The sequence below is a fragment of the Nitrospirota bacterium genome, assembly GCA_040757595.1.
Lineage (GTDB): Bacteria > Nitrospirota > Nitrospiria > Nitrospirales > Nitrospiraceae > JBFLWP01.
In genome coordinates, this window is sequence record JBFLWP010000018.1 from 19,856 (window position 1) to 31,631 (window position 11,776).

An 11,776-nucleotide genomic window follows, 5' to 3' on the forward strand; every position below is an offset into this window, starting at 1 on the left:
GCGTCGCCTATGGCGAAGCTGACGGCTGATTGCTGAGAGCGGAAAGCTCCGGTACTATAGCATGCCGGTTGTGGCCAGCCAACCGGCCACGGACCGTCCCGGCTTGACCGATCGTTGCATGACTCCTCCCCTTCAAGAAATCCGCGCCAGGCTCGGCCGAGCCAAGGCGGTCACCGTGCTGACGGGCGCCGGCATCTCGGCGGACAGCGGGGTGCCGACCTTCCGGGGGCAGGACGGCCTGTGGCGAAACTTTCGCGCCGAGGACCTGGCGACCCCCGAGGCCTTCGCGCGCGATCCCAAGCTCGTCTGGGAATGGTACAACTGGCGGCGGGAGCTGATCGCGACGAAACGCCCGAACCCCGCCCACTATGCGCTCGTCGAGCTGGAGCGGCGGATCGAACGCTTCTGGCTCATCACCCAGAACGTGGACGGGCTGCATCCGGCCGCCGGTTCGCGGAAACTCACGGAGATTCACGGCAACATCTGGAAGGTCCGCTGCACGGCTTGCCGGCTGGTGGCGGAGAACCGCGACGTACCGATTGCGATCCCGCCTCCTTGCCCCTCCTGCCGGGGACTGTTGCGGCCGCACATCGTCTGGTTCGGCGAGGCCCTGAGCGAACCGGATCTGGACCGGAGCATGGAAGCGGTGGCCTCCTGCGAGGTCCTGCTGATCATCGGCACCTCGGGCCTGGTCAATCCCGCCGCTTCCTTTGTCGGCATCGCCAAGGCGGCCGGGGCCTTCGTCGCGGAGCTCAACCTGGACCCGACCCCCAATTCGACCGTCGTGGACGTCTCCGTTCAGGGACGGGCCAGCGAGGTCGTCCCGCAGTTGCTTGAGGGATAGCCGTCAGCAGGGCGCGGCTAGAGGTTCGCCAGGAGGGACGGGAGCGCGTCGAGGCTCCCGATCCGGGGGACCTGCGGGGGAAGCTCCTTCGGCTCGCGGGTAATGACGACCCCGGCCAGGCCCGCGACCTGCGCGCCTTCGAAGTCGTCCCGGACGCTGTCCCCGACGTGGAGGGCCTCCTCCGGATCGACCGAATGCTTCTCCAAAGCCAGGCGGAAGATCCGGGGGGCCGGCTTGGCCGCACGAGCCAGGCTGGAGATCGTCACCGTATCGAACAGGTCGCTCAGCCCGAGCCCGCGCAGCACCGAAAACAGACGCGTGTCGAAATTGGACACGATGCCCAGCTCGAATCCCCGCCCCCTCAGCTCCTTCAGGACCCCCAGCGTGTCCGGGTAGAGCCGCCAGTGCTGGGGGCCGGCAAAGGCCTCGAAGACCTGCTCGAAGTAGTCGTCGAATCCCTCGAACATCCCGACCCGATAGAACACGTTGTGGACGATGTCGAACCACCAGAGCCGTTCGCACCGCTTGATGTCGGCCGGATCGGTGACCGAGAACACCGGGGGCGGGGCGTCGCGGAAGGCCCGTTTGAAGGCCTCGCCGACCGACGTGAGCAGCTCGGGAGTCTTCCGAACGCCGTAGGGCTCGGCATAGCCCAGATACACCTCCGCGACCGACCCCCTGACGTGAAAGAGGGTTCCGGCCGCGTCGAAAAAGACGACTTTGATCCGGTTCATTCAGAAGAGTCCTCAGTGCTCAGTGTTCAGTTACCGGCCCTCAGTTGACGGTTTCCGCCTGAAAACCGACGACTGAATACTGATAACCTCTTGCCCGCGCAGGCTCCCGATCCCTTCCCGGCAATAGCCCAGCGGGAGCCACCGGCAGGCCCCGCAGAGGCCCGGAAGATCCTCCCCGGACAGGCTCACGCCGATCCGGTCTAGAATGTCCCGCCACCGGACCTTGGCGCCCGTCTGCAAGCCGAGCCGTTCCAAGACGTGCCGGTCCTGCGCGCGCATCACGTCCTCCGAGTCCTCGCCGTTGAGCGTGCATCCCCCCGGCCCTCGATGGGGACAGGCCCGGCACACGTCGTCCGGTTCATCCACGACCAGGACCCACCGATCGGGATGGTCGCGGAGGTCGCGATGGACCGACGCGAGGTTCTCGACAAATCCGGGACTGTAGCCTTCGCCTCGGAACCCCTGGAGGCACAGGAGCGTATGCCCCCTGAGGCGGATTGGCGGCTGCTCCCCGGTCGCTGGAACACGGACGCTCACGGTGAGCTCCATCAACGGAAGGTTGAGCGAAAATTCTATCGAGTCCCGCGCCCCGAAGTCAAAAGTCGCGCTCGGCCCCGTTCCTTGACAAAGCCTCCCTCCTCCGCTACCTTGGCGATCGAGCGATTCATCAAGGGAAACGGGGCCCTCCCATGTCTCAGAAACTCTTGCTCGTCGACAGCAGCCCGGCCGTCCAACGGCTGGTCAAACAGGCCTCCGTCCCCGAGGGGTTCGAGGTGGTCACGTCGAAGGACGGGTTGTCCGGGCTCCAGACGGCCGAGCAGTTGAGGCCGGAGCTGATCATTGCCGACTACAACCTGGACGAAATCGCCTTCGTTCCGTTTTGCGAACGGCTGGCCGGCCTCGAGCTTCTGCCCCACACGCCCTTGATCGCCCTGGTCAATCCCTCCGATCGGATCGACGAAGCGGAGCTCCGGTTCCTCGGCGTCAAGGCTTTTCTCGAAAAGCCCCTCCGGTCCGACGACCTGGTCCACACGGTCAAGAAGCTGAGGCAGGAATCGGCGCCTAATCGGACCGCCGAGGGCGCGGAGCGAGTCGAACAGAAGCATCGGAGGGGCGTCTCGGATCAGCCGGCTTCCCAGCCGCTCAGCCTTGCCGCGGAAGTCGCACCCGTCAAGGGCCCGTCACCCGGCGAGCGGCCGGGAGCGATCACGTCGGGGGCGGAAGAAGTCGAACGGACGATCGCCAGGTTGCCTCCCGACCTCCTGAAGCAGGAAGTCCGCCTGCAGACCGCCCAGATCCTCCGCGAGCAGCTTCCTGCGCAGGTCGCCGCCGCCTTCCCCAAGGAAGAGACGATCGCGACCATTCGACGCTCGGTGCAGGAGCAGCTCCCGCCCGTCGCCTCGCAGCTCCTCGCGGAGATGAAGCCCGCGCTTCATCAGGGGCTCGCGGACACGGCCGGCCGCCTGATCAAGGAGATCGCCGAAAAGCTGGTGCTGGAACAACTGGAACCGGCGGTCAGCCGTCACCTGCCGGCCGTGCTCGAACGGGAGATCGGCGCGCTCGACACGCCGGTCAGAAAGGCTGTGCAGGAGGTCGCGGCCCAGCAGGTGCGCCAGACGGCGGAGGCGGCCCTCCGCGAGGCCGCCAAGGGGGTGGTGGAAGAAGCGCTCACGCAGGTCCTCCGCCTGGGCCTGCAGGCCTGGGCGAGTCACAAAGGAGAGCAGCCGAAAAGCTGAGCGATCGAGCCGCTACTTCCTGCCGCGCTTCATCCGCCTGGCTTTGGCCAGCCGCTTGAGACGCTGGACGTTCTTCCGGTGCTTCCTGCGGGTCGCCCGATCCTTCTCCCGTCCTCGTGCCATGCTCCTCCGCTCCTTTCTCGTGTCTCCGCATGCGCCGCTCACGACGAAGCGGCGCGATGTATAGCACAACCGTCCGATCCGGCACAAGCGACATGACGGGACGAGCCGTGAAGCGTCTCTCGCATCTCGTGAATCGTCACTCACCTGACGCTTCACGCTTCATGCACGACGCCCCCTCGCAGACGTTCCTTGAGGGGGGTAAGGCCGCGTGTTAAGATACGCCCCCGTTTTCGGTCGCGGCTGACACGACGCGCATCATGACGCTCCGGCAACTGGCAAAAACCTACGAGCCCAGGCAGGTCGAGGACCGGTGGTACCGGCTCTGGATCGACCAGGGCTATTTCCACGCTCCGGTGGAACACCGGGGCCAGCCCTACGTGATCGTCATCCCCCCGCCGAACATCACCGGCTCGCTGCACATCGGCCACGCCCTGAACAATTCGCTCCAGGACATCCTGATTCGATGGCGGCGGATGCAGGGACGCAACGCCCTCTGGGTTCCGGGCACGGACCATGCCGGCATCGCCACGCAGAACGTGGTGGAACGGCAGCTCCTCGCGGAAGGCGCATCCCGGGAGGCCCTGGGGCGCGAGGCCTTCGTCAAGCGGGTCTGGGAATGGAAAGCCCAGTCCGGCGGGACGATCATCCAGCAACTCAAGCGGCTGGGCGCCTCCTGCGACTGGAGCCGCCTGCGCTTCACGATGGACGAGGGCCTGTCCGCGGCGGTCCGCGAAGTCTTCGTCCGCCTGTATGAAGAGGGCTTGATCTATCGGGGAGAACGGCTGATCAACTGGTGCCCCCGCTGCCTGACCGCCCTGTCGGATATCGAGGTGGAGCACGAGGAGACGACGGGGCAGCTCTACCATATCCGCTATCCGCTGGCCGACGATCCCGCCTCGTCGCTGCTCGTCGCGACGACCAGACCCGAGACCCTGCTGGGGGACACGGCGGTGGCCGTGCATCCGGACGACCCGCGTTACCGGCACTTCATCGGCCGGAAAATCCGTCTGCCCCTGACCAAGCGGAAGATTCCGATCGTGGGCGACCCGGTCCTGGTGGATCGGGAATTCGGCACGGGCGCGGTGAAGATCACCCCCGCGCACGACTTCAACGACGAGGCAGCAGGACTCCGCCACGGACTCGATCGGCTGTCCATCTTGGACGAACAGGCAAAGATGTCGCCAATGGGGATGCATGATGCAGAGGTCGAAACCGACTTAGCTCAAGCCTTGGCTTCGAAGTCCGTCAAACAAGCAAGAGAGCTCGTTGTCAAAGCTCTAAAGGATCGTGGGCTACTCGCGAAAACCGAGCCCCACAAGATGGCGCTGGGCAAGTGCTACCGGTGCAAAACCGTCGTGGAGCCCTACCTCTCGCCCCAGTGGTTCGTGAAGATCCAGCCCCTGGCCGACCCGGCCATCAAGGCCGTGGAGGACGGACGGATCAGGATCGTTCCCGAAGGCTGGAAGAACAACTATCTTGGCTGGATGCGGGACATCAAGGACTGGTGCATCTCCCGCCAGATCTGGTGGGGGCACCAGATTCCCGCCTGGTACTGCACGAATTGCAACCGGGGCGAGATCGGCTGGACTGCGCACGCCGTCATGGCAACCGGAGAGGGTGGACAACTCCCTGAACCATCAACACGGTCGTTCTATATTACAACGCAGGCGAAGCCAATCGTATCGAGGTCGCAGCCTACAGCCTGCCCGACCTGCGGCGGACGCGAGTTCCTGCAGGCCCCCGACGTCCTGGACACCTGGTTCTCCTCGGCCCTCTGGCCGTTCTCCACACTCGGCTGGCCGGAGCAGACCCCGGACCTGAAGACCTTCTACCCCACATCCACGCTGGTCACCGGCCTGGACATCCTCTTCTTCTGGGTGGCCCGGATGATCATGATGGGGCTCAAGTTCACCGGGCAGGCGCCGTTCCGCGACGTCTACATCCACGCCCTCGTGCGGGACGCGGAAGGCAAGAAGATGAGCAAGTCGAAGGGGAATGTGATCGATCCGCTGGAAGTGATGGAGCGATACGGCACGGACGCGCTCCGGTTCACGCTGGCCTCCATGGCCTCCCCGGGGCGCGACATCAAGCTGGCCGAGGAGCGGATCGAAGGCTACAGGAACTTCGCCAACAAGATCTGGAACGCGGCGCGCTTCATCCTGATGCACCTGGAGGCGGAGGAAGAAGGCCAGGCCGGCCCGCTCCCGGCCGCCGACCGGCCGTTCGCCGACCGCTGGATCCTCAGCCGGCTGAACCGGACGATCGGACAGGTCACCGAATCGCTCGAACAGTACCGCTTCGACCAGGCTTCCAGCCAGCTCTATCGGTTCATCTGGCACGAGTACTGTGACTGGTACCTGGAGATGGTCAAGCCGGCTCTCCAGCAGAAGGACTCGGCCGAGGCCCGGCAAGCCAGGATGACGCTGATCGAGTCGTTCGACGCGCTGCTCCGGCTGCTGCATCCCTTTATGCCCTTCATTACCGAAGAGATCTGGCAGACGATCCCGCACAAAGGCGCCAGTATCGTCGTCCAGCCCTATCCGGCGCCGGTGACAAGTTGGGACTCCAAGGAGGCGGAAACGGCCTTTTCCATCCTGGAGCAGTTCGTCACGACGGCCCGCACGGGACGAGCATTGCTCAACTATCCGCCGGGAAAGCAACTCGTCCTGTACGGGGCGGCTAAGGACAGGGGCGTCTTGACTCTGCTCCAGTCCCTTCAACCCCATCTGGTCCATCTGGCCCGCGGCGCCGTCCATCTCCAGACGCTGGAGACGTGGCCCGGCCAGAACGTTCTCCGGCTGGTCATGGACCAGGTGGCGGTGGGAGTGCTCGTCGAGGGCGACGTGGACCTTCAAAAGGCGCTGGAACGGGTCGTGAAGCAGCGGGAAGAAGGACACAAGGAGGCCGCCCGGCTCGACGCCAAGCTGGCCCACCGCGAATTCACGGCCAAGGCCCCGCCAGAAGTCGTGGCCGAGCACGAGCAGCGGCTCAGGACGCTTCGCCACGAACAGGATATCCTGACGAGCAGCGAGCAACAGCTTCGCGCCATGTCGCAGGGCCGCCAGCTATGACCCAGGCGTCCGCTCCTTTATCCGTACAGATCCTGCCGATCATCCGAGCGGCCCTGGCGGAAGATCTGACGCTCGGCGACGCCACCACCGCACCGTTGCTTCCTGCACCGGTCCGCGCCCGCGGGATCATCACCGCCCACCAGCCGATGACCGTGGCCGGCGTCGCCGTGGCCCGGCTGGTCTTTGCCGAGGTGGACCGGACGGTCTGGACCACCCGTGCCGTTGACGATGGGTCGGCAGTCGAACCGGGCAGTCACGTGATGGTCCTCGAAGGCGATGCCCGCTCGCTCCTGATGGCGGAGCGCGTGGCGCTGAACTTCCTTCAACGGCTGTCCGGCATCGCCACGCTGACCGCCCGCTTCTGCGATTCGGTCCGTGGCTATCGGACCAGGATTCTGGACACGCGCAAGACCACCCCGGGGCTGAGGGTCCTGGAGAAGTGGGCGGTCCGTCTGGGCGGCGGCGCCAACCATCGCTCCTCGCTCGGCGACGGCATCCTGATCAAGGACAATCACCTGGCGGTCCTGCGGGCCCTGGGCGCCGGCGTGGCCCAGGCCTGCCGTCTCGCCAGGGAGCGAGGCCCCCACGGGCTCCGCATCACCGTGGAGGTTCAGAGTCTCGGTCAGGTCCAGGAAGCGCTGGACGGAGGAGCGGACGTCGTCCTGCTGGACAATATGACGCCCCCGCTCATCCGGAAAGCCATCGCCCTCGTCAAAGGGCGGGCCCTCGTGGAAGTGTCGGGCGGCATCACGCTCCAAACCGCCCGCGAGGCGGCCGCAGCCGGGGCCGACTTCATTTCGATCGGGGCCCTGACCCATTCGGCGCCCGCCGCCGATCTGAGCATGGACCTCGTCCCGATCGAGCGAAAGAGCCACGGACGGAGACGACGGTAGCTCCATGCCCTCCATCCCTTTCCAGCCCCTCACGCGCGAAGCCGTCCTGGCGCAATTGCGAACCAAGACGCTGGGACGTTCCCTGCACGTCCTGGATGAGGTGGCCTCGACCAACACCTACGCATCGGAGTTGGCTCAACGAGGGGCTGGACACGGGACCGTCGTCGTGGCGGAGCGTCAAACGGCCGGCAAGGGCCGGCTCGGACGTCACTGGCACTCCCCCGCCGCAGGAAACCTCTACTGTTCGGTGATCATCCAGCAGCCGGTCCCTCCCGCCCTGCTGGCAACCTGGCTGTCCTGGCTCCCCCTGGTCTCGGCTGTTTCCGTCGCCCGTGCCGTACAGACCATTGCCGAAGTCCACCCTTCCCTCAAATGGCCGAACGACGTCCTGATCGGCGACTGGAAACTGGGGGGCCTCCTCTGCGAGAGCGGAGGTTGGTCCGCCCCATCTTCTCCGAGCAGGCCGGTCACGGACCGTCTCGAGGGCTTCGTGGTGATCGGCATCGGTCTCAACGTCAACATGGGGCGAGGCGACTTTCCAGAAGAGCTCCGATCCCTGGCAACCTCGCTGGCTGAAGAAACTAGCCATGCGGTGGACCGTTCGGTTCTCCTTGCCGCCATCCTGAGCGAGCTTGAAGATTCCACCGAGCGCCTTCTCCCCTCGCTTTCCAAAGAGCGTGACCGTTTCGTCACGGAATATAGCAGATGGTGCACCACCTTAGGTCGTCCGGTGAGAGTGAGCCTGGCTGACGGGCGGACTGTGGAGGGACGGGCCGACTCGATCGGGACGGACGGATCGCTCAGACTCGTCCTCGCCGAGACCGGCACGACGTTGGAGATACGGGCCGGAGATGTACTGCACCTCCGATAAGTTCTGTGATGGGTGATGAGTGATGGGTGACGGGCAATTTTCGCGTAGCTCCCTCGCCTATCACTGATCACCCATCACGGGGTTTCATGCTGCTCGCGATCGACATCGGGAACTCCAACGTGGTCTTCGGACTGTTCAAGGACCGGGTCCTGACCGGGCCCTGGCGTCTGTCCACGGAGCCCGCAAGGACCGCCGACGAGTATGGCGTCCTCACGGTGGAGCTCCTGCGAGCCGCCGGAATCAGGCCGGACCAGGTGACGGACCTGATCCTCTCCAGCGTCGTCCCCGGCCTGATCCCCGTCTTTACCCAACTGGCCGAGACCCGCTTCCACTGCACGCCGCTCCTCGTCTCGCCAGACCTGGAGACCGGGCTGAAGCTGAGCTACACCAATCCCCGCGAGCTGGGCGTGGACCGGCTGGTCAATGCGACCGCCGCCTACGCCCGATACAGGGCCACCGTCATCGTGATTGACTTCGGGACCGCGACCACCTTCGACGCCATCACCCAAGCGGGGGAATTTCTGGGCGGCGTGATCGCGCCGGGACTCGGCGTCGCCGCCGACGCCCTCGCGGCCAGGACCGCCCAACTGCCCAAAGTCCCGCTGGTCCCTCCCAAGACCACCATCGGTCGGGACACGGTGAGCAGCATCCAATCCGGACTCCTCTACGGCTACGCCGGCCTCGTGGACGCCATCGTCATCCGGATGCGGGCTGAATTGGGGCAGAACGCGACGGTCATTGCGACCGGCGGGCTGGCCTCGGTGATTGCACCTGAGTGCCAGACGATCCAGGAAGTCCGGCCGCTCCTCACGCTCGAGGGACTGGAGCTGCTCCATCGGCTGACCCGCGGCGACTCCTGAACCGCTCAACAAAAGTCGGCCTCCCGGTTGACTTTCTACCCCGGGTGGCTATCTCCCTGCACTACGGGTGCGCTTCGTGGAGAAGAAGGACAAAAACAACAATACTATCAGCGAGTTAGACTCTTCGACCTCTGAGGGACAGGGACCGCAAGAGGTCCTGCCCAAAGATGAGGCTGAAGACCTGCGGCAGGCCCTGGCCGCCAAGACGGAGGAGGCCCAGGCGACACAGGACAAATACCTCCGGCTGGCCGCGGAATTTGAGAACTTCAAAAAGCTGTCCTTGAAGGAACAGCGTGAGCATACCCGGTTCGCCACCGAGAGCATCTTGAAGGAGCTGTTGCCCATCGTTGACAACCTGGAGCGCGCGATCCGGTCCGCCGCCGACTCGCCCGCCGGCAACGGGCTGATCCAGGGAGTGGAGCTCACGCTCAAACAGTTCCAGGAGACGCTGGCCAAGTTCGGCATCAAGCCGATCGCCAGCGTCGGGCAGCCGTTCGATCCGGCCTGTCACCAGGCCGTGACCCGCGTGGAGTCCGCCACTGCGGCCGACAACACGGTCGTGGAGGAGTTCCAAAAAGGCTACCGGCTGCACGACCGGGTGCTGCGGGCGGCCATGGTCTCCGTGGCGACCTCCCCGGCTGAACGGCAGGGGACGGCGTCGGCGGAGACGTGACGGCCGTGGAGTGACGGACCGATTTTTTTCTGGAGGAAGGAGAACGCACATGGGCAAGGTCATCGGCATCGATCTGGGGACGACGAACTCGTGCGTGGCCATCATGAGCGGCGGCGACCCGGTGGTCATCGCCAACGCCGAGGGCAGCCGCACGACTCCGTCGGTCGTCGCGATCACGGACAAGGGGGAGCGCCTGGTCGGGCAGATCGCCAAGCGCCAGGCCATCACGAACCCCGAAAACACGATCTTCTCGGTCAAGCGGCTGATGGGCCGAAAGTTCCACAGCCGGGAGGTCCAGGAGGCGATCAAGCGCCTCCCGTACAAGATCCTGGAGGCCAGCAACGGCGACGCCCACGTGGAGATTCGGGGCAAGAAGTACAGCCCGGCGGAAATCTCCGCCATGATCCTGCAGAAGATGAAGCAGACCGCCGAGGACTACCTGGGCGAAAAGGTCACCGAGGCCGTCATCACGGTCCCCGCCTACTTCGACGACAGCCAGCGCCAGGCCACCAAGGACGCGGGCCAGATTTCCGGCCTCAACGTGCTCCGGATCATCAACGAGCCGACGGCCGCCTCCCTGGCCTACGGCCTCGACAAGAAGAAAGACGAGCGGATCGCGGTGTACGACCTGGGCGGCGGCACGTTCGACATCTCGATCCTGGAGATCGGCGAGGGGGTCTTCGAGGTCAAGTCCACCAACGGCGACACCTACCTGGGCGGGGACGACTTCGACCTGCGGGTCATGGATTGGCTCGTGGACGAGTTCAGGAAGGACCAGGGGATCGACCTCCGCAAGGACCGGATGGCCCTGCAGCGGTTGAAGGAGGCGGCGGAGCGGGCCAAGATCGAGCTCTCCTCCTCCCAGGAGACCGAGATCAACCTGCCCTTCATCACGGCGGACGCGAGCGGGCCCAAGCACCTGGTGACCAAGCTCACGCGCGCCAAATTGGAACAGCTCGTGGACGACCTGATCCAGCGGACCATCGAGCCCTGCCGAAAAGCCTTGGCCGACGCCGGAGTCACCGCCCGCGACGTCAACGAGGTCGTGCTGGTGGGCGGCATGACCCGGATGCCGAAGGTGATCGAAAAGGTGAAGGAATTCTTCGGCAAGGAGCCGCACCGGGGCGTGAACCCGGACGAGGTCGTCGCGGTCGGAGCGGGCATCCAGGCCGGCGTGCTCAAGGGTGAGGTCAAGGACGTGCTGCTCCTGGACGTCACGCCGCTCACGCTGGGCATCGAGACCCTGGGCGGCATCTTCACGCACCTGATCGAGCGGAACACCACGATCCCGACCAAAAAGAGCCAAATCTTCTCGACCGCAGCCGACAACCAGAGCGCGGTGACGATCCGGGTTTTCCAGGGCGAGCGCGAGATGGCCAACGACAACAAGCTGCTCGGCCAGTTCGACCTCGTCGGCATTCCGCCGGCCCCGCGGGGCATGCCGCAGATCGAGGTGGCGTTCGACATCGACGCGAACGGCATCGTGCACGTCGCGGCCAAGGACCTAGGCACGGGGAAGGAGCAATCCATCAAGATCACGGCCTCCAGCGGGCTCAGCAAGGACGAGATCGAGCGGATGGTCAAGGAAGCCCAGTCCCACACGGAGGAGGACAAGAAGCGCCGCCAGTTGGCCGAAGCCAAGAACCAGGCCGACACGCTCATCTACGGCACGGAGAAGAACCTGGCGGAGCACGGCGACAAGATCGGCGAGGACGACAAGACCAAGATCAAGGACGCCGTCGCCGCCCTCCGGAAGGCGATGGAGGGCAGCGACCTCTCGGCGATCGAGTCGGCCACCCAGGCCCTGAACACCGCTTCGCACAAGCTGGCCGAAGAGATGTACAAGAAGGCTTCGGCCGGAGCCGGGGAGAGTGCGGGCCAGGGCAACGGGTCCGCCAAGACCGAGGAGAAGGTCGTGGACGCCGAGTTCACGGAAGTTGACAAGGACAAGAAGTAACGAAGCCGAGAGCT

General features: G+C 65.3%; 10 protein-coding genes. 8 read left to right on the forward strand and 2 right to left on the reverse strand.

Going from position 1 to position 11,776, the window contains the following annotated elements; translation table 11 throughout:
* Positions 1-118 precede the first annotated feature (118 nt).
* Positions 119-844, forward strand: coding sequence for an NAD-dependent deacylase (locus AB1411_14430; GenBank protein MEW6544791.1), 726 nt, complete (start codon positions 119-121; stop codon positions 842-844).
* A 17-nt stretch (positions 845-861) separates the two neighbouring features.
* Here the strand turns inward: AB1411_14430 and AB1411_14435 are convergent, their stop codons facing one another.
* Together AB1411_14435 and AB1411_14440 are read right to left on the reverse strand one after the other, a co-directional pair.
* Positions 862-1,578 (reverse strand): HAD-IA family hydrolase, encoded by a 717-nt coding sequence (locus AB1411_14435; GenBank protein ID MEW6544792.1) that lies wholly within the window; start codon positions 1,576-1,578, stop codon positions 862-864.
* Positions 1,579-1,608: 30 nt separating this feature from the next.
* Positions 1,609-2,115, reverse strand: a complete 507-nt coding sequence (locus AB1411_14440) for a DUF1284 domain-containing protein (protein ID MEW6544793.1) — start codon at positions 2,113-2,115, stop codon at positions 1,609-1,611.
* A gap of 152 nt (positions 2,116-2,267) precedes the next feature.
* On the opposite strand from AB1411_14440, the gene AB1411_14445 reads away from it, so the two are divergent.
* The 7 genes from AB1411_14445 to dnaK all read left to right on the forward strand — a co-directional run bounded on the left by AB1411_14445 (position 2,268) and on the right by dnaK (position 11,762).
* Positions 2,268-3,314 (forward strand): response regulator, encoded by a 1,047-nt coding sequence (locus AB1411_14445; protein ID MEW6544794.1) that lies wholly within the window; start codon positions 2,268-2,270, stop codon positions 3,312-3,314.
* A gap of 380 nt (positions 3,315-3,694) precedes the next feature.
* Complete coding sequence (locus tag AB1411_14450; protein ID MEW6544795.1) at positions 3,695-6,508, forward strand: valine--tRNA ligase; 2,814 nt, start codon at positions 3,695-3,697, stop codon at positions 6,506-6,508.
* Positions 6,505-7,401, forward strand: a complete 897-nt coding sequence (gene nadC, locus AB1411_14455) for a carboxylating nicotinate-nucleotide diphosphorylase (GenBank protein MEW6544796.1) — start codon at positions 6,505-6,507, stop codon at positions 7,399-7,401. The genes AB1411_14450 and nadC overlap by 4 nt, the downstream gene beginning before the upstream one ends.
* Positions 7,402-7,405: 4 nt before the next feature.
* On the forward strand, positions 7,406-8,272 hold the full coding sequence (locus AB1411_14460) for a biotin--[acetyl-CoA-carboxylase] ligase (protein MEW6544797.1): 867 nt from the start codon (positions 7,406-7,408) through the stop codon (positions 8,270-8,272).
* A gap of 86 nt (positions 8,273-8,358) precedes the next feature.
* Complete coding sequence (locus AB1411_14465) at positions 8,359-9,132, forward strand: type III pantothenate kinase (protein MEW6544798.1); 774 nt, start codon at positions 8,359-8,361, stop codon at positions 9,130-9,132.
* 76 nt (positions 9,133-9,208) lie between these two features.
* Positions 9,209-9,805, forward strand: coding sequence for a nucleotide exchange factor GrpE (grpE, locus tag AB1411_14470; GenBank protein MEW6544799.1), 597 nt, complete (start codon positions 9,209-9,211; stop codon positions 9,803-9,805).
* Positions 9,806-9,854: 49 nt separating this feature from the next.
* Positions 9,855-11,762 (forward strand): molecular chaperone DnaK, encoded by a 1,908-nt coding sequence (gene dnaK / locus AB1411_14475; protein MEW6544800.1) that lies wholly within the window; start codon positions 9,855-9,857, stop codon positions 11,760-11,762.
* The last annotated feature ends 14 nt before the right edge of the window (positions 11,763-11,776 follow it).